This window comes from Serratia sp. TSO36 (assembly GCF_057808395.1).
The window spans coordinates 183011-200689 of sequence record NZ_JBJZOU010000021.1; the positions used below are offsets into that span (position 1 = coordinate 183011).

The 17679-nt window shown below is 60.7% G+C and carries 16 protein-coding genes; 11 read left to right on the forward strand and 5 right to left on the reverse strand.

What is annotated here, in order from left to right; all coding sequences use genetic code 11:
• Positions 1-4: 4 nt before the first annotated feature.
• Together tal and tkt are read left to right on the forward strand one after the other, a co-directional pair.
• The gene (gene tal, locus ACK3CV_RS18410) at positions 5-955 is read left to right on the forward strand and encodes a transaldolase (protein ID WP_033635484.1); all 951 of its coding nucleotides are present in this window, start codon (positions 5-7) and stop codon (positions 953-955) included.
• 18 nt (positions 956-973) lie between these two features.
• A complete protein-coding gene (gene tkt, locus ACK3CV_RS18415) occupies positions 974-2968 on the forward strand; it encodes a transketolase (RefSeq protein ID WP_489009885.1) in 1995 nt (664 codons plus the stop codon).
• Between the two features lie 50 nt (positions 2969-3018).
• On the opposite strand, the gene nudK is transcribed toward tkt, so the two are convergent.
• Entirely contained in the window at positions 3019-3594 is a 576-nt protein-coding gene (nudK, locus tag ACK3CV_RS18420; protein WP_033635486.1) for a GDP-mannose pyrophosphatase NudK, read from the reverse strand.
• Between the two features lie 390 nt (positions 3595-3984).
• On the opposite strand from nudK, the gene narQ reads away from it, so the two are divergent.
• Positions 3985-5661 (forward strand): nitrate/nitrite two-component system sensor histidine kinase NarQ, encoded by a 1677-nt coding sequence (gene narQ / locus ACK3CV_RS18425; protein ID WP_164141461.1) that lies wholly within the window; start codon positions 3985-3987, stop codon positions 5659-5661.
• 161 nt (positions 5662-5822) lie between these two features.
• Entirely contained in the window at positions 5823-6455 is a 633-nt protein-coding gene (locus ACK3CV_RS18430; RefSeq protein ID WP_033635488.1) for a response regulator, read from the forward strand.
• Positions 6456-6487: 32 nt separating this feature from the next.
• Here ACK3CV_RS18430 and ACK3CV_RS18435 read toward each other — a convergent pair whose 3' ends face one another.
• The gene (locus ACK3CV_RS18435) at positions 6488-6766 is read right to left on the reverse strand and encodes a winged helix-turn-helix domain-containing protein (RefSeq protein ID WP_004941750.1); all 279 of its coding nucleotides are present in this window, start codon (positions 6764-6766) and stop codon (positions 6488-6490) included.
• 293 nt (positions 6767-7059) lie between these two features.
• On the opposite strand from ACK3CV_RS18435, the gene acrD reads away from it, so the two are divergent.
• A complete protein-coding gene (acrD, locus tag ACK3CV_RS18440) occupies positions 7060-10197 on the forward strand; it encodes a multidrug efflux RND transporter permease AcrD (protein WP_033635489.1) in 3138 nt (1045 codons plus the stop codon).
• A gap of 126 nt (positions 10198-10323) precedes the next feature.
• Here acrD and ypfM read toward each other — a convergent pair whose 3' ends face one another.
• Positions 10324-10383 (reverse strand): protein YpfM, encoded by a 60-nt coding sequence (ypfM, locus tag ACK3CV_RS18445; RefSeq protein WP_100396732.1) that lies wholly within the window; start codon positions 10381-10383, stop codon positions 10324-10326.
• A gap of 284 nt (positions 10384-10667) precedes the next feature.
• On the opposite strand from ypfM, the gene ACK3CV_RS18450 reads away from it, so the two are divergent.
• From ACK3CV_RS18450 to ACK3CV_RS18475, 6 genes are all read left to right on the forward strand, one after another.
• Entirely contained in the window at positions 10668-11099 is a 432-nt protein-coding gene (locus tag ACK3CV_RS18450; RefSeq protein WP_033635490.1) for a GNAT family N-acetyltransferase, read from the forward strand.
• 531 nt (positions 11100-11630) lie between these two features.
• Positions 11631-12182 carry a LuxR C-terminal-related transcriptional regulator gene (locus ACK3CV_RS18455; protein ID WP_033648805.1) on the forward strand — a complete coding sequence of 184 codons (552 nt, stop codon included), beginning with the start codon at positions 11631-11633 and terminating at the stop codon, positions 12180-12182.
• Positions 12183-12436: 254 nt separating this feature from the next.
• Positions 12437-12823 (forward strand): ArsC family reductase, encoded by a 387-nt coding sequence (locus ACK3CV_RS18460; protein WP_164141463.1) that lies wholly within the window; start codon positions 12437-12439, stop codon positions 12821-12823.
• Complete coding sequence (gene dapE, locus ACK3CV_RS18465) at positions 12820-13947, forward strand: succinyl-diaminopimelate desuccinylase (RefSeq protein ID WP_033648807.1); 1128 nt, start codon at positions 12820-12822, stop codon at positions 13945-13947. Before ACK3CV_RS18460 ends, dapE begins: the two co-directional genes overlap by 4 nt.
• A complete protein-coding gene (locus tag ACK3CV_RS18470; RefSeq protein ID WP_033648808.1) occupies positions 13944-14618 on the forward strand; it encodes a M15 family metallopeptidase in 675 nt (224 codons plus the stop codon). Before dapE ends, ACK3CV_RS18470 begins: the two co-directional genes overlap by 4 nt.
• A 2-nt stretch (positions 14619-14620) precedes the next feature.
• Positions 14621-14806 (forward strand): YpfN family protein, encoded by a 186-nt coding sequence (locus ACK3CV_RS18475; protein WP_004941720.1) that lies wholly within the window; start codon positions 14621-14623, stop codon positions 14804-14806.
• Between the two features lie 30 nt (positions 14807-14836).
• Here ACK3CV_RS18475 and ypfH read toward each other — a convergent pair whose 3' ends face one another.
• Entirely contained in the window at positions 14837-15526 is a 690-nt protein-coding gene (gene ypfH / locus ACK3CV_RS18480; RefSeq protein WP_164038160.1) for an esterase, read from the reverse strand.
• Between the two features lie 120 nt (positions 15527-15646).
• A complete protein-coding gene (locus tag ACK3CV_RS18485; protein WP_164038157.1) occupies positions 15647-17659 on the reverse strand; it encodes a tRNA(Met) cytidine acetyltransferase TmcA in 2013 nt (670 codons plus the stop codon).
• Positions 17660-17679 lie beyond the last annotated feature (20 nt).

Genomic DNA, 17679 nt, shown 5'->3' on the forward strand with positions numbered 1-17679 from the left:
ATCAATGAATCAATTAGACGCACTCAAGCAGCTGACCACGGTGGTCGCCGACAGCGGCGATATCGAATCCATCCGCCAGTTCGAACCCCAGGACGCTACCACCAACCCTTCGCTGATCCTGAAAGCCGCCGCGCTGCCGCAGTACAAGGCGCTGATCACCGAAGCGCTGGACTATGCCCGCCGCCAGGGCGGCAGCAAGGAAACCCAGCTGATCAACGCCAGCGATAAGCTGGCGGTCAATATCGGCGTCGAGATCCTCAAAAGCGTGCCGGGCCGCATCTCCACCGAAGTGGACGCCCGCCTGTCGTTCGATCGCGGCATGTGCGTCGCCAAAGCGCGCAAGCTGATCGCCATGTATCAAGAACAGGGCATCGACAAATCGCGCATCCTGATCAAACTGGCTTCCACCTGGGAAGGCATCAAAGCCGCCGAGGAGCTGGAAAAAGAAGGCATCAACACCAACCTGACGCTGCTGTTCTCCTTCGCCCAGGCCCGCGCCTGCGCCGAAGCCGGCGTGTATCTGATCTCGCCGTTCGTCGGCCGCATCTATGACTGGTATCAGGCCAAACAGCCTGCCGCCGACTACGATGCCGAGCAGGATCCGGGCGTGAAATCGGTGCGCACCATCTATGAATACTACAAGCGTCATCGTTACCAGACGGTGATCATGGGCGCCAGCTTCCGCAAGGTTGAGCAGATTTTGGCGCTGGCCGGCTGCGATCGCCTGACCATCGCGCCGAACCTTTTGGAACAGCTGAAAAACAGCGACCAGCCGGTCGAGCGCAAGCTGACCCCGTCTACCGAGGGCTTCCACCAACCGGCCCCGCTGGCCGAAGCGGAATTCCGCTGGCTGCACAATCAGGACGCCATGGCGGTGGAGAAACTCGCCGAAGGCATTCGCCTGTTCGCCGTCGACCAGCAGAAGCTGGAAGACATGTTGGCCGCTCAACTGTAACCGTACTGGAGTTTCGTTATGTCTTCTCGTAAAGAGCTTGCCAACGCCATCCGCGCACTCAGCATGGACGCCGTACAAAAAGCCAATTCCGGCCACCCCGGTGCCCCTATGGGCATGGCGGACATCGCCGAAGTCCTGTGGCGTGACTACCTCAACCACAACCCGACTAACCCGCACTGGGCTGACCGCGACCGTTTCGTGCTCTCCAACGGCCACGGCTCCATGTTGATTTACAGCCTCCTGCACCTTACCGGCTACGACCTGCCGATGCGCGAGCTGGAAAACTTCCGTCAGCTGCATTCCAAAACCCCAGGGCACCCGGAGTACGGCTACACCCCGGGCGTTGAGACCACCACCGGCCCGCTGGGCCAGGGCATTGCCAACGCCGTCGGTTTCGCCATCGCCGAACGCACCCTGGCGGCGCAGTTCAACCGCCCGGGCCACGACATCGTTGACCACCACACCTACGCCTTCATGGGCGATGGCTGCATGATGGAAGGCATCTCGCACGAAGTCTGCTCTCTGGCCGGTACCCTCAAGCTCGGCAAGCTGACCGCTTTCTACGATGACAACGGCATCTCCATCGACGGCCACGTCGACGGCTGGTTCACCGACGACACCGCCCTGCGCTTCGAAGCCTACGGCTGGCACGTGGTGCGCAACGTTGACGGCCACAACCCGGACGCCATCAAGGCCGCGATTGAAGAAGCCCGCAAGGTGACCGACAAGCCGTCGCTGCTGATGTGCAAGACCGTTATCGGCTTCGGTTCGCCGAACAAGGCCGGCACCCATGACGTGCACGGCGCCGCGCTGGGCGCCGCCGAAGTGGCCGCCACCCGCGAGCGGCTTGGCTGGAAATACGCCGCCTTTGAAATCCCGCAGGACATCTACGCCCAGTGGGACGCCAGGGAAGCCGGTCAGGCCAAAGAAGCGGCCTGGAACGACAAATTCGCCGCCTACGCCAGGGCCTTCCCGGAGCTGGCCGCCGAGTTCAAGCGCCGCATGAACGGCGAGCTGCCGGCCGACTGGAAAGCCGACGCCAAGGCGTTCGTTGAAAAACTGCAGGCCAACCCGGCCAACATCGCCAGCCGCAAGGCGTCGCAGAACGCGCTGGAAGCGTTCGGCAAGGTGCTGCCGGAGTTCCTGGGCGGCTCTGCCGACCTGGCGCCGAGCAACCTGACCATGTGGTCCGGCTCGAAAGCGCTGAACGTTGACCCGGCGGGCAACTACATTCATTACGGCGTGCGCGAGTTCGGCATGACCGCCATCACCAACGGCATCGCGCTGCACGGCGGCTTCCTGCCGTACTCGGCGACCTTCCTGATGTTCGTGGAATACGCCCGCAACGCGGTGCGCATGGCGGCGCTGATGAAGCTGCGCAACGTGTTCGTCTACACCCACGACTCCATCGGTCTGGGCGAAGACGGCCCGACCCACCAGCCGGTGGAGCAGCTGGCGAGCCTGCGCGTGACCCCGAACATGAGCACCTGGCGCCCGTGTGACCAGGTGGAATCGGCAGTGGCGTGGCAGTACGGCATCGAGCGCAACGACGGCCCGACCACGCTGGTGTTCTCGCGTCAGAACCTGACCCAGCAGCCGCGCAGCGCAGAGCAGCTGGCGAACGTGTACCGCGGCGGCTACGTGCTGAAAGACTGCGCGGGCACGCCGGACGTTATCCTGATTGCCACCGGCTCCGAAGTGGGCATCACGGTGGAAGCGGCGGACAAGCTGACCGCGGCGGGCCGCAAGGTGCGCGTGGTGTCGATGCCGTCGACGGACGCGTTCGACAAGCAGGATGCGGCGTACCGCGAGTCGGTGCTGCCGGCGGCGGTAACGGCGCGCGTGGCGGTGGAAGCGGGTATCGCGGACTACTGGTACAAGTACGTGGGGCTGAACGGCGCCATCGTGGGCATGACCACCTTCGGTGAGTCGGCGCCGGCGGAGCAGCTGTTCGCCGAGTTCGGCTTCACCGTGGACAACGTGGTGGCCAAGGCGCAGGCGCTGCTGAAGTAAGCGGCCTGGCACCAGCCAATAAGAAAGCCGGTCATCGTGACCGGCTTTTTTTATGCCATCACCCGATGGATCTGCAAATACTGCAGCAGCATGATGGTCTTGCCGTCTTTAATGCGGCCGTCGGCGATCATCGCCACCGCTTCGCTGAACGGCAGTTCGATCACTTCAATATCTTCATCTTCAATGCCGCCGCCGGCCGCGCGCCGCTCATCGTCATGGTATTCGGCGATAAAGAAGTGCACGATCTCGGTCACGCCGCCCGGCGACATGTAGGCTTCGAAGATTTTCTTGACCTCGCCCACCTGAAAACCGGTCTCTTCCACCGCTTCGCGGCGCGCGCACTGCTCCGGAGAATCGGCGTCCAGCAGGCCGGCACAGGCCTCGAGCAGCATGCCGCTCTCGTTGCCGTTGACATAGGTCGGCATGCGGAACTGGTTGGTCAGCACCACCGTGCCCTTGGCGCGGTTGTACAGCAAAATGGTGGCGCCGTTGCCGCGATCGTAGACCTCGCGCATCTGTTGCACCGAACCGCCGTTTTTGCGTTTCAGATCGAACGTATACTTATGCAGCACATACCAGTTGTCCGACAGCAGCTCTTTCTTCACATTCTCAATTTTCGACGACATGACCCTTTTCCCTTGAGTTGCAACCTGAAGATCATACCGCGATTACGCCGCGCCGCGGCAGACGATTTGCAACAAAAATCACACCGTACCCCGCCGGACAAGCCAGGACTTAACATTGCTTAAAATAATGGAAAATAAGTCGCGCTCAGGCGCATGGCATTGCATAAAACCCAGTGCGATTCGCCCCCCAAAGGCAAATCTTCAGAGGAAACCGGCCCGCCGCTGAACATCGGCGGGCATTTCGCTATTCATTTGATTACACAACGACAATTGTTCCCGTTTTGTTGACAACTTGATACAAATCGCGGTGCAATTTAGTTGCAAAAGTTATAGTTTTGCTTTCGAATGAAACTGGCGAAGCGCCTCACCTGAGAGAAAAGGATTCCGTGATTGCTTGTTAAACGTTCCGTGACCGGCAGCCTGGCCAGAGCGCTGTTCGGCATCGTGATACTGTCGGTGCTCGCCACCGGGTTGGCGTTGACGACCGTCGCCGGCAGCCAGAGCGATGCCGAGGCGATCAACATTGCCGGTTCGCTGCGCATGCAAAGCTACCGCTTGGCCTTCGATCTCGAGCGGCAGAGCCCGGAGTTGGAGCTGCACCTGCAGCAGTATCGGCAATCTTTGCAGGCGCCCGCGTTGCAAAAGCTGGCGCGCTTTTACGTCCCGGCCGAGGTGCGCAACCACTATCTGGCGCTGCAACGAACATGGCAAACGATGGAGCGGCAGATCCGCGACGGGCAGGCGGCCGCCTACCGGGCTGAGGTCGCCGGCTACGTCAACCGCGTCGATCATTTCGTTTCCGCTCTGCAGCGTTATTCCGAGTTGAAACTCACCCTGGTGGCCGCCGTCAGCGTACTGGGCTACGCCGCCATCATCGGTCTGGTGCTGTTCTGCATCCGCTTTATGCGCCGCCAGGTGGTCACGCCGCTGCAGCATCTGGTCGACGCCAGCCAGCGCGTGCAACAGCGCGACTTTCGCCATCCGCAGCTGGACGTGGCGCTGCCGAACGAGCTCGGCGTGCTGTCGCAAACCTTCAGCGCCATGTCTGACGAGCTGGCCCGCCTCTATCAGTCGCTGGAGCTGAAAGTGCAGGAAAAGACCCAGCGCCTGCAGCAGGCCAACGACACGCTGGAGGTGCTCTATCGCTGCTCGCAGGCGCTGAGCGTGCGTCAGATCGATCAGCAGGCGTTCGAAAATGCGCTGCGCATCGTGCGCCAAAGTGAACGACTGCGCTGCATCCGGTTGAACGTGGCGGACGATCATGGCCAGTGGCAACTGAACGAAGGAGAGCCGGCGCCGGCGCAAACCTGGAGCGCGCTGCCGATCACCCAAGGCGATAAACTGCTGGGCGAGTTGCGATGGCAGCCCGAAGCGCAGCCGCCGCATCCTCACCTGATGCAGAGCCTGGCCAACATGCTGGGGCGCGGCGTCTACTTCAACCGGGCGCAAAAGCAGCACCAATATCTGCTGTTGATGGAAGAGCGTGGAACCATCGCACGCGAGCTGCACGATTCGCTGGCGCAGACGCTGTCGTTCCTGCGCATCCAGCTGACGCTGCTCCGGCGCGCCGCCGACGATCCGGCGGCGCAGGCGATTATCGACGATTTCGAGCGCACGCTGGCCGATGCCTATCGCCAGCTGAGAGAATTGCTGGCCACCTTCCGCCTCAACATTCAGGAGGCGGATCTGAATGCCGCGCTGGAGCAACTGTTGCAGCCATTAAAGGCGCTAACCCCCGCGCGGATTCAGTTACACTGTCGGCTGCCCTCGCAGGCGCTCAACGCCCAGCAGCAGGTGCACGCGCTGCAGATCGTGCGCGAGGCGGTGCTCAATGCCGTCAAGCACGCCGGAGCGAACGAGATCGCGGTACGTTGCGAGGTCAACGCCGCAGGCGACAACGTATTCAGCATTACCGACGACGGTTGCGGCATCGCCAGTCTGGAAGAACCGGAAGGGCATTACGGCTTGACCATCATGAGCGAACGCGCGGCGCGACTGGGAGGAACGCTGCGCATCCGGCGCAGAAGCGGCGGCGGCACGGCGGTCTGCCTGACATTCTCGCCCTGACCTTGCGGCTGTTCACTCTGCGTTACGGTTGCCGCCGGCCTGAAGGCCGCCCGGAGAGGTTTGCGGTGCAGAATGCCGCTATTTTTGAAGAGACAGTCCCACTGTGAAGCACGCCTCCGGGCGCGTTTGAGTGGCTTTACTTGCTACAGGGAGCATATTTCATGGTGATGAAGCAATACCGAGTCATGATCGTTGACGATCATCCGTTGATGCGGCGCGGCATCAAACAACTGCTGGGACTGGATGCGCGATTTGGCGTGGTGGCAGAGGCCGGCAACGGCAGCGAGGCGGTTGCGCTGGCGCTGCAGCACGCTCCGGACGTGATCTTGTTGGATCTGAACATGAAGGGCATGTCGGGGCTGGATACGCTGCGGGCCCTGCGCGACGAAGGCGTGGACGCGCGCATCATCGTGCTGACGGTCTCCGACGCGCGCAGCGATCTGTATGCGTTGATCGACGCCGGCGCCGACGGCTATCTGCTGAAAGACAGCGAACCCGAACAACTGCTGGAGCACATCAGCGCCGCCGCCGAGGGCCAGAACGTGATCAGCGACGCCATGGCCGACTATTTGCTGGCGCGCAGCGAGCAGCGCGACCCCTTCGCCGCCTTGACCGAACGCGAACTGGACGTCCTGCAAGAGGTGGCGCGCGGCCTGTCCAACAAGCAGGTGGCGGCGCAGTTGCATATCTCTGAAGAAACCGTGAAGGTGCACATCCGCAACATACTGCGCAAGCTGGACGTGCGTTCTCGCGTGGCGGCGACGGTGATGTACCTGGAGTACAAAAGCCACTGATCGCCCCGCCCCGGCCGATCCGCCGGGGCCGCTTACTCGATGGCGCTGAGCAGCGCCTGATGATGCTGGTGCACCCAGCTCTTGTTGAACGGCCCCCAGCTTTCCAACTGATAGAAACCGTCGTTGTTGCGCACGCCCTGCTGCACGAACTGCAGCTCGACGCCCATGCCGGGCAGCGCCTTCAGCACATCCTGCAACGTACGGCGCGGCCAGCCGGTCAGCGCCATCAACCGCGGCACATTGGGCCGCTCACTGTGGCTGATCAGCCAGCATAAATAAAGCCGACGGGCAAATACCGGGTTAATTCCCATGCCAAGCTCCTGCTGTAAGGTGAGGCCAGTTTTTACTTTTCGATTCCCTGCGGCGAAAAAATGCGCAAGGCCTTTGATAGTAATAAAAATGTCTTAATAGCGTACAATTACCGACGCCGATACGCCCACGCCGTTTTCCGCTACCGTTATTTACACTATCTCCTTTTTTTCTCCACGCTTTCCTCGGCTATCCCGAGTAAAGTGCAATAGCGCCGGAATCCTTCCCTGCCGCTGAAATGCATATTTCCGATGCGTTTTAAAGATAGAACAAGTCATAACGAGGTTCGCGCTGCATGGCCAATTTTTTTATTGATCGCCCGATTTTCGCCTGGGTGCTGGCAATTATTCTTTGCCTGACCGGGGCGTTGGCGATTTTTTCTTTACCGGTAGAACAATACCCGAATTTGGCGCCGCCGAACGTGCGCATCAGCGCAACTTACCCAGGTGCTTCGGCGCAAACGCTGGAAAACACCGTTACCCAAATCATTGAACAGAATATGACCGGCCTCGACAACATGATGTACATGTCGTCGCAGAGCACCAATACCGGCCAGGCGACCGTGACCTTGACGTTCGAAGCCGGCACCGATCCCAACGAGGCGATGCAGCAGGTGCAAAACCAGCTGCAGGCCGCGATCAAACGCCTGCCGCAGGCGGTGCAAAATCAGGGGGTGACGGTCTCGAAATCCGGCGACACCACGCTGATGATGGTGGCGTTCGTCTCCACCGATGGCAGCATGGACAGGCAGGACATCGCCGATTACATCGTCTCCAACCTGCAGGATCCGCTCAGCCGCATCAACGGGGTCGGCAGCATGGACGTGTACGGCTCGCAATACGCCATGCGCATCTGGCTCGATCCCAACAAGCTCAACAGCTACCAGTTGACCACCCAGGATGTGGTCAGCGCCATTCAGTCGCAGAACGCCCAGGTTGCGGTCGGCCAGTTGGGCGGCACGCCATCGGTCGATAAGCAGGCGCTGAACGCCACCATTAACGCCCAGTCGCAGCTCCAGACGCCGGAACAGTTCCGCCAAATCACCCTGCGGGTCAATCAGGACGGTTCGCTGGTGACGCTGGGCAACGTTGCCACCGTCGAACTGGGCGGCGAAAACTACAACTACCTCAGCCGCTACAACGGCATGCAGGCCGCGGGCATGAACATCAAGCTGGCCTCCGGCGCCAACGAACTGCAGACCGACCAGTTGGTGAAGGACAAGATCGCCGAGCTGTCGCAATACTTCCCGCACGGGCTGGAGGCCAAAGTGGCCTATGAAACCACCCCCTTCGTCAAAGCCTCGATCAAGGACGTGGTGAAAACGCTGCTGGAAGCCATCCTGCTGGTGTTCCTGGTGATGTATCTGTTCCTGCAGAACTTCCGCGCCACGCTGATCCCCACCATCGCCGTGCCGGTGGTGCTGCTGGGCACCTTCGCCATCCTTTCCGCCTGCGGCTTCAGCATCAATACCCTTACCATGTTCGCCATGGTGCTGGCGATCGGCCTGCTGGTGGACGACGCCATCGTGGTAGTGGAAAACGTCGAACGCGTGATGAGCGAAGAAGGCCTGCCGCCGCGTGAAGCCACGCGCAAATCCATGGGGCAAATTCAGAGCGCGCTGGTCGGCATCGCCCTGGTGCTGTCAGCGGTGTTCGTGCCGATGGCGTTCTTCGGCGGCACCACCGGCGCCATCTATCGCCAGTTCTCCATCACCATCGTTTCCGCCATGGTGTTGTCGGTGCTGGTGGCGATGATCCTGACCCCGGCCCTGTGCGCCACGCTGCTCAAACCGATCGCCAAGGGGCACCATCACGGCAAGCGCGGCTTCTTCGGCTGGTTCAACCGCATGTTCAACCGCAACGCCGAACGCTATGAGCGCGGCGTGGGGCGCATTCTGCACGCCAGCGGCCGCTACATGGTGATTTATCTGCTGTTGCTCGGCGGCATGGCGCTGCTGTTCATCAAGCTGCCGACCTCGTTCCTGCCGCAGGAAGACCGCGGCATCTTCACCGTACAGGTACAGCTGCCGGCGGGCTCGACCCTGCAGCAAACCTCTAAAGTGGTGGAAAAGGTCGAGCAGTATTTCCTCACCGAAGAGAAACAGGACGTGTTGTCGGTGTTCGCCATCATCGGCTCCGGGCCGGGGGGCAACGGCCAAAACGTGGCGCGTCTGTTCGTTCGGCTGAAAGACTGGGATCTGCGCACCTCGGGCGCCAACAGCTCGTTCGACATCATCGATCGCGCCACGCTGGCGTTCAACAAGATTAACGAAGCGCGGGTGATCGCCAGCAGCCCGCCGGCGATCACCGGCCTCGGCAACTCCTCCGGCTTCGACATGGAACTGGAAGATCACGCCGGGTTGGGGCACGCCAAACTGATGGCGGCTCGCGACCAACTGTTACAGCTGGCGGCGCAAAATCCGCTGCTGTCGCGCGTGCGCCACAACGGCCTGGACGACAGCCCGCAGCTGCAGATCGATATCGATCAGCGCAAGGCGCAGGCGCTGGGCGTATCTATCGACGACATCAACAATACCCTCTCCACCGCCTGGGGTTCGACCTACGTCAACGACTTCGTCGATCGCGGCCGGGTGAAGAGAGTTTACGTGCAGGCCGCCGCACCGTTCCGCATGCTGCCGGAAGACATCAACAAATGGTATGTGCGCAACAGCGCGGGCGGCATGGTGCCGTTCTCGGCCTTCGCCAGTTCACACTGGGAATACGGCTCGCCGCGGCTGGAACGCTATAACGGCAACTCGGCGCTGGAAATCGTCGGCGAGGCGGCCAACGGCGTCAGCACCGGCACCGCCATGGCGGAAATGGAAAAACTGGTCAGCCAGTTACCGACCGGCTTCGGGCTGGAATGGACGGCGCTCTCCTACCAGGAACGCTTGTCCGGCTCGCAGGCGCCGGCGCTGTACGCCATCTCGCTGCTGGTGGTGTTCCTGTGCCTGGCGGCGCTGTATGAAAGCTGGTCGATACCGTTCTCGGTGATGCTGGTGGTGCCGCTGGGGGTGATCGGCGCGGTCGCCGCCACCTGGCTGCGCGGCCTGGAGAACGACGTTTATTTCCAGGTCGGCCTGTTGACCATCATTGGGCTGTCGGCGAAAAACGCCATTCTGATCGTCGAATTCGCCAACGAGCTGAACCACAAAGGGCAGGATCTGATGTCCGCGACGCTCGACGCATCACGCATGCGTCTGCGGCCGATCCTGATGACTTCGCTGGCGTTCATCTTCGGCGTGCTGCCGATGGCCACCAGCAGCGGCGCCGGTTCCGGCAGCCAGCATGCGGTCGGCACCGGGGTGATGGGCGGCATGATCTCCGCCACCCTGCTGGCGATTTTCTTCGTGCCGCTGTTCTTCGTGCTGGTTCGCCGCCGCTTCCCGGGCAAAGCGCATCCGGCAGGCAATACGACGGCCGCCGGGGAGTGATAGCCTGGGCATAAATAAAGCAGCGTCGGGTTACCGATGCTGCTTTATTTCGAACGATAATCTCGTTCCCAAGGTGTTTCAGTGACTTTCCAATGACTCAACCTTGCCATCTGCTTCAACGCTGTGTCAGTTGCCCAACATCTCATCAATGAAGTCTTTCCAGTTTCCTAATTCACGATCAACCATAATACTTTACAACCTCAATTATTTGACGAAGCGGATTCTACGCCTGTTTTTTGACCATGTGAAGGGAAACGGGAACGATGCCGGGCCCGGAAACCGGGCTTAGCGCACATTTTCGTATTTATCTGATCAATACTCAGTGCTGCTATTCCCTTGTGATATCAATTTCTCCGCGGTAGCGTGTAAAAGGTATAAAAATACGACAATGGAGCGCCGACATCCGCGGGTATCAGCGCGCCATTCGGCACTATGCCGCCGACCTCAGTCTTATTGGTTAGAGGAAAACGATGGAAATTATCACCGACCCGAACCGCCGCGCCATCGACTGGCAGCGGCTGTGTGAATTGCTGGAGGCCGCCGGACTGGGCAAACGCGATCCGCACACCCTGCGGCGCGTTTACCAACACAGCCAGTTTTGCTATTGGGGGTTTATCGGCGACGAGCTGATCGCCACCGCGCACGCCATCAGCGACCTGACCTCGGTCGCCTACCTGGCCGACGTGGCGATCGATCCGCGCTTTCAGGGGCAAGGGCTGGGGCGCCGGTTGATGGATCGGGTGATGCAAGATTTGGCGCCGCTCGGCAAGATTTTCATCTATTCCGTGCCGGAAAAACTGGCCTTCTATAAAAAGTACGGCTTTCATGATTTGACCACCGGCATGGTGTATGCGGACGGCGCCTCACTGCAACGGTTGCAAAACGGCGGTTATATCCGCTGATCATCTTGATCAAAATACTTTTCTCAGCAGAATACAGCTGACGATATGCTTGAGACAGATAAAACGCTTAGCCAAAATGCCCCAGAAAAAATACACACTCTCTTTTAACTTTTTATTTTCACTATTATTCACCTCTGCAACCATGAATGAGAAAACGTTTGAACTTCCTGTCAGAGATATTTCTTAGTCATTAGACCTCTTACAAAGATATCACGAACCAAAAGATCGGTAAAAACGATCGAATATTAATTTACGATAGGAATAATCTATGATATTTCCTTTTAATTCTCCTTGATTGATAGCTGGCATCTATTTAAAAACCTCTACCCCTCTTGCGGAACTTTTTATTAATCCTATTTATCTCTTTACTATCAATCAAATAAAAAACAAACTGACTAAACCAGCGGTATAGGTAAATGTTGAGATTCATCATCGGAAATAATTCAACATTTAATTATTTCGATTATTTCTATTTTTATACTTTAAGATAACCGTCGCCACCGGGAATAAAAAATAAAGGATTATAATAATATGAAGATCGATATTTTCAGCGAATGTACCTATACCATTATCGGTATCAGACAACTGATAAATCAAACATGGTCAGAAAAAAACACGCCAGCCGACTTTAACCGCAGAAGGGTCTGTTTTATCGATGTCACCCTCGCCAATTTTGAAGCGCGTTACCGCGATGAATATGCCAACCCCAAAACCTACAAAATAGTCATTATTACCGACTGCCCGCATGAGATGGTGATTGTCGACAATAAGACCATTATATTATCAAACCTTATATCTTTAAGCCGTTTCAGCCACCTGATCGGCGATTTATATACGCGCTACAGTCACTATACCGAGCCGCCGCAGCTCTCCCGGCGCGAGTCCCTTTTCCTGTCGGAGTGGTCGACGGGAAAATCGCTGACCGATATCAGCAACGCTATGAATATAAGAAACAAAACCGCCAATCATTACAAATCGAGAATCATGAAAAAGCTTGGCGCCAGCAGAATAAAACCGCTGTTGCATATTACCCGCGTACGGTGTTTAACCGATCGTTTAAATATAAAAATTAATAAAGAATAGTTCCTCTGAGCCCAGATCCGCATTGGCGGCTGAACGCGTTCGCCGGCGTCTTTTACAAGCACCGTCGGCGAAGTCTGCCGTTCAACCACATTGCCAACTTCTCTCCCTGGTGCTCAATCGCATCTCGCGCGCATCGTTGTCTGGATCTCGCCGCCGCTTTACTGGCATTATCTCTGCTATCGCCGGGCGGCGAGAAGGCCTAAGACCGCGCCCGCCGCCCAGTATCGACTCGACGAGACAGGTAGCTTTACGCCATGGCAAACAAACCGCAACAGACAACGCTGACGATGTACGGCATCAAAAACTGCGACACCATCAAGAAAGCCCGCCGCTGGCTGGAAGATCAGGGCGTGGCCTATCATTTTCACGACTACCGCGCCGACGGCCTGACCGAACAGCAGCTGCGCGGTTTCGTCGCGCAACTGGGTTGGGAGCCGCTGCTCAATACTCGCGGCACCACCTGGCGCAAGCTGGATGAAGCGCAGCGCAACGCCTGCAATAACGCCGACGCCGCCATCGCGCTGATGCTGGCGCAGCCGGCAATCATTAAACGCCCGCTGCTGGACGACGGCAACAGCCGCGCCCTGCTCGGTTTTAACGCCGACGCTTACCAGCAATTTATCGCCGAGGTCGCCGTATGACTTGCCCGGTTATCGAACTGGCCCAGCAGCTGATCAAGCGCCCTTCCCTCAGCCCGAATGACGAAGGCTGCCAGCAGCTGATGATCGATCGTCTGCAGGCAATCGGCTTCACCGTCGAAGCGATGGACTTCGAAGACACCCAGAATTTCTGGGCCTGGCGCGGCGAAGGGCAAACCCTGGCGTTTGCCGGGCACACCGACGTGGTGCCAACCGGCGATGAAAAGCGTTGGGACAACCCGCCGTTTGAACCGGCGATCCGCGACGGCATGCTGTATGGCCGCGGCGCGGCGGACATGAAAGGTTCATTGGCCGCAATGGTGGTGGCCGCCGAGCGATTTGTCGCCGCCAACCCGGATCACCGGGGCCGCCTGGCATTCCTGATCACCTCGGATGAAGAGGCCAGCGCCACCCACGGCACGGTTAAGGTGGTCGAAGCGCTGATGGCGCGCAACGAGCGGCTGGATTACTGCCTGGTCGGCGAGCCGTCCAGCACCGAGCGCGTCGGCGACGTGGTGAAAAACGGCCGACGCGGCTCCATCACCGCCAACCTGCATATCCACGGCGTACAGGGGCACGTCGCCTATCCGCACCTGGCGGACAACCCGGTGCACCGCGCCATGCCGGCGCTGAATGAACTGGTGGCGATCGAATGGGATCGCGGCAACGAGTTCTTCCCGCCGACCAGCATGCAGATCGCCAACGTGCAGGCCGGCACCGGCAGCAACAACGTGATCCCGGGCGATCTTTATGTGCAGTTCAACTTCCGTTTCAGCACCGAGCTGACCGATGCGATGATCAAGCAGCGCGTGGAAGAGCTGCTTGAACGCCACCAGCTGAACTACAGCATCGAGTGGCGGCTGTCCGGCCAACCGTTCCTCACCTCGCGCGGCGCGCTGGTGGATGCGGTGGTCAACGCCGTCGAGCACTATTCTGAACTGACGCCGCAGTTGCTGACCACCGGCGGCACCTCCGACGGCCGCTTCATCGCGCAGATGGGCGCGCAGGTGGTGGAGCTGGGGCCGGTCAACGCCACCATCCACAAGGTCAACGAATGCGTCAACGCCGCAGATCTGCAGCTGCTGAGCCGCATGTATCAACGCATCATGGAGCAATTGGTCGCATGATCAACGCAGAGATGCTCACCGGCCGCTCAACCGAACACCTGGCGCCGCTGAGCGGGAACCATCGGCTGCAGCCGCAGGCGGTCAACGCCTTCCTGGCGATGCAGCAGGCCGCGCGTGAGGCGGGATTCGATCTCCAACCCGCCAGCACCTTCCGCGATTTCGACCGGCAGTTGGCGATCTGGAATGGCAAATTCTGCGGCCAGCGGCCAGTATTAGATAAGGACAGCCGCCCGATCGACGTCGCGCCGCTGCCCGCCGCTGAGCGCTGTGAGGCGATCCTGCGCTGGTCGGCTCTGCCGGGCGCCAGCCGCCATCACTGGGGCAGCGATCTGGATGTGTACGATCCGTCGCTGCTGCCGGAAGGGAAAAAGCTGCAGCTGGAGCCGTGGGAATATGAAGAAGGCGGTTACTTTGCGCCGCTCAACCAGTGGCTGACGGCACATATGGCCGAGTTCGGTTTCTACCGCCCCTTTACCGAAGACAGCGGTGGCGTGGCGGTAGAGCCGTGGCATCTGAGCTACCGGCCGCTGGCGCAAGAGGCCGAACGCTTGCTGACCCCGGCGCTGTTGCTGGCGGCCTGGCAAGACAAGGAGGTCGCCGGTGCCGAATGGCTCGAACGCCATCTGCCCTCGATTTTTTCGCGTTTTATACGCAGTGAAGTAAAGGAGTAGCTATGCAATGGTTAGCTGATTACTGGTGGATTATCCTGCTGGTTCTGGTGGGAATGGTCGTCAGCGGCATCAAGGAACTGCGCCGCGTCGACGTGAAAAGCTATCTGGCCAACAAGCCGGAGATACCGCCGCACCGCGACAATAATGCCCAGTGGGATGACGAAGACGACTGGCCGAAAAAGAAATGACACCAGGGCGCTTATCGGCGCCCTGAGTTTTTAGCGAAAGGCGATCAGCTCGCCGCGCTTGCCGGACAATGCCTCGTCCCAGTAGCGCTGCGGCACATAATAATGCAGCCTTTCCAGCGCGGCGTTCATCATGCCCTGGTTGATCGCGTGCCCGACGTTTTCCTCCACGTCCAGCGTGAAATCGGCGCCGCCGGCCCGAAGCGCTTCCGCCGCCGCGTGAGCGTGTTGCACCGCGATCACCGCGTCCTCTGCACCGTGGATCAAATGCACCACGCTGTCGCCGAAAGCCTGTTCAGGCAGCTGGGCGAAACGCCCGCTGAACGCCACCACGCGCCCGGCCAGCCGGGTTTCCGCTTTCAACGCTTCCAGCGCCATAATGGCCCCTTGCGAGAACCCCACCAGCGCCGTGCCGGCATAGCCCACGCCGCTCAACTGCTGCCAATGGCGCACCACCGCCACAAACTGCGGCATCACGTCTGCAATACGGGCCGCGCGGTTCCCTTCGGTCACGTCCTGCACCGAAAACCACTGGCGCCCGGCGCCGTTGCCAAACGCTTCGGGGCCACCGATGCTCACCACCTGCGCCTGAGGAAACTCTTTGGCGAAGTAGCTGCCGATCTCCCCCATCGCCACCGGGTTATCGCCGACACCGTGAAACAGCAAGATCAGCTGCGCCGCCGGGGTCGCCGGACTTTGGACAACGAAATGCTCATGTTTCATCGATGACTCCTTAATAGTAACCAAACCTGGTGCGAGGACAGTCGCCGCCGCACCGCTGACAGTGACTATACGCCGTTGAGAAAGCGGGAAAATCGGGTTTTATTGAGCGAGTTGTTCAATTTATTGCAACGACTGCGCCCAGTCGCGCCAGTAGCGGCAGTGCTGCGCATTCAGCTGTTCCAGCGCCTGCGCCGTTTCGTGCCGCCAGTGGCGCAGCAAGGCTTTCTGGCCGCTGACGCCCGCCTGCTCCGCGCAGGCCGCCGGGGATTGCCGCCGCTGCAGATGGCCGCGCAGCGCGGGCAGCGGCAAATTGCTGGCCAACAGCAAACGCTGCAATGCCCCCAGGCTGGCCTCCAGCGGCCGATGGGCGAAAGCGAACCCGGCCAGCTCGCGCCAGTCCTCTTCGCCGAGCGACGTATCGCCGTCGTCGCCCGGGATCGCCAGCGCGAGCTCGATGCGCTGCCGCAACCAGGGCCAGTCGCGCGCCAGATGCTTGTGCGCCGCGTGCCGCAGCGCCTCCCCTTGCTCGCTCAAGGGTAAAATAGCCATCGCGGTATAGCAGCCGCTGCTGGCCTCCGGCTTGCTGCCGATGCGCACCAGCTCGAAACCGCAGGATTGCCAAAAGCGCCACAGCGGCTCGGTATAGCCGAAGCTGACCGACAGGAAATCCAGCCCCTGCGCCTGGCGGCGTTGCCGTTCGATCAGCTGACGCGCGATACCCTGCCGCCGCAGCGCCGGCAGCGTCGCGATGCGGGTAATGCGCCGTGAACGCAGCGTCGGCGCCCACCATTGGCCGCCGTGCGCCGCCAGCGACTGCGCCACCAGGTTGCCGCGCGGCCGACGGCGGCCGGCCCACACATCGTGCGCCAACTCGGCGCTCAAGCCACCTTCGTCCACCAGCCACACGGCGCCGACCACCTCTGGCCCGGCCTGCGCCAGCCCGTAATGCATGCCGGGCGCATCCATCAGCCTGCGCAAGTCCAGCGGCGAGGTGCGGTAATGCGCGCTGCTCAGCAGGGCGTAGAAACGCGCCAGCCGCTGCGGATCGGCGCACAGCTCACGCTGCTCTGCCTGGCTGTAATCGATCGCCTGGCCATCCGCCGGCCAGGCGGGCAGCTCATTGAACAACAGCGCATTGTCCGTGACCCGTTCCAGCGCATCGCCCTGTGCCCAGCGCATCGGCTGTTGCAGGCTCAATGCCTGATAAGACGGCAGCCCAGCGCAAAACTTCAGCAGAAAACCGCGGCCGGTGCCCTCATACCCCTGCACCGTAGTGGTCAGCAGCACGCGCGGGAAATAACCGATCAGCTGCTGCAACAGCGGCGCGGGGATCGCCGCCGCTTCATCCACCAGCAGCCAGCCCACGGCGCTGACGTCCCCCTCCCGACACTGCGCCAGCAAGGCATCGGGCGCCCAAAACTGCGCGCGCCCCTGCGCCCATTCCCCGGCCACCTCCGTGGCGGCGCGGCTCGGTCCGGTGATCCAACAGGTCAGCGGCGACTGCGCCACCAGCATGCCGGCCAGCGTCGATTTGCCGCGGCCACGGGCGGCGGTCAGCACCCACACGCCGGATTCGGCCTGCAGCAGCGCCGTCAAGATCGCCTGTTGCTCCCCGGTCGGCCGGCCATCCGGCGGCAGCCAACCCTCGCGCGCCGGCAGCTCGGCGAGCGTCAGAGGCTCATCCTGCCGCCAGATCGTCACTTCTCGGTCGTCGGCCAGGTGCTGCTGCAGATGGTGAATGAAATGCGGGGTGGTGATCGGCTGTGGGCAATCGCTCCAGCGCAAGCTGTCGCCGTCCGGCAGCTGAGACCATTGCCGCCAGGGCGGCGTCAGCAGCAGCAGCCAGCTGCCGGCGCGCAGTGCGCCGCACAGCGCCGCCAATGCCTCCACGTCCAGCGATTGGCCGGCGTCGAACACCGCGTGCAGCCGTTCCTGCCCCAGCAGTTGGCGCACCGCGCCGCTCGCCAACGCCGTCAGGCCGGGCGGCGGGTTTTCCCCCACCCACGGCCAGTCGCCCGGCAGCGTCGCCGCCAGCCGCTGTGCCTGTTCGCGGCACCAGCCGGGTTCACCGCTGAGCACCAGCAGGCGCCGGATGCCCTGCCGCCGCATGAGTTGTTGCGCTGCCTGTAACATAAGGCTGTATCTCAATCCGA

What these genes read in the sequence shown, in the direction of transcription:
- ACK3CV_RS18455 (WP_033648805.1), top strand. Translation starts at nt 11,631, where the DNA reads ATGAAGATCGATATTTTCAGCGAATGTACCTATACCATTATCGGTATC.
- nudK (WP_033635486.1), bottom strand. Translation starts at nt 3,594, where the DNA reads ATGTCGTCGAAAATTGAGAATGTGAAGAAAGAGCTGCTGTCGGACAAC.
- tkt (WP_489009885.1), top strand. Translation starts at nt 974, where the DNA reads ATGTCTTCTCGTAAAGAGCTTGCCAACGCCATCCGCGCACTCAGCATG.
- acrD (WP_033635489.1), top strand. Translation starts at nt 7,060, where the DNA reads ATGGCCAATTTTTTTATTGATCGCCCGATTTTCGCCTGGGTGCTGGCA.
- ACK3CV_RS18430 (WP_033635488.1), top strand. Translation starts at nt 5,823, where the DNA reads ATGGTGATGAAGCAATACCGAGTCATGATCGTTGACGATCATCCGTTG.
- ACK3CV_RS18450 (WP_033635490.1), top strand. Translation starts at nt 10,668, where the DNA reads ATGGAAATTATCACCGACCCGAACCGCCGCGCCATCGACTGGCAGCGG.
- ACK3CV_RS18470 (WP_033648808.1), top strand. Translation starts at nt 13,944, where the DNA reads ATGATCAACGCAGAGATGCTCACCGGCCGCTCAACCGAACACCTGGCG.
- ACK3CV_RS18485 (WP_164038157.1), bottom strand. Translation starts at nt 17,659, where the DNA reads ATGTTACAGGCAGCGCAACAACTCATGCGGCGGCAGGGCATCCGGCGC.
- ACK3CV_RS18460 (WP_164141463.1), top strand. Translation starts at nt 12,437, where the DNA reads ATGGCAAACAAACCGCAACAGACAACGCTGACGATGTACGGCATCAAA.
- dapE (WP_033648807.1), top strand. Translation starts at nt 12,820, where the DNA reads ATGACTTGCCCGGTTATCGAACTGGCCCAGCAGCTGATCAAGCGCCCT.
- ACK3CV_RS18435 (WP_004941750.1), bottom strand. Translation starts at nt 6,766, where the DNA reads ATGGGAATTAACCCGGTATTTGCCCGTCGGCTTTATTTATGCTGGCTG.
- ypfH (WP_164038160.1), bottom strand. Translation starts at nt 15,526, where the DNA reads ATGAAACATGAGCATTTCGTTGTCCAAAGTCCGGCGACCCCGGCGGCG.
- ACK3CV_RS18475 (WP_004941720.1), top strand. Translation starts at nt 14,621, where the DNA reads ATGCAATGGTTAGCTGATTACTGGTGGATTATCCTGCTGGTTCTGGTG.
- tal (WP_033635484.1), top strand. Translation starts at nt 5, where the DNA reads ATGAATCAATTAGACGCACTCAAGCAGCTGACCACGGTGGTCGCCGAC.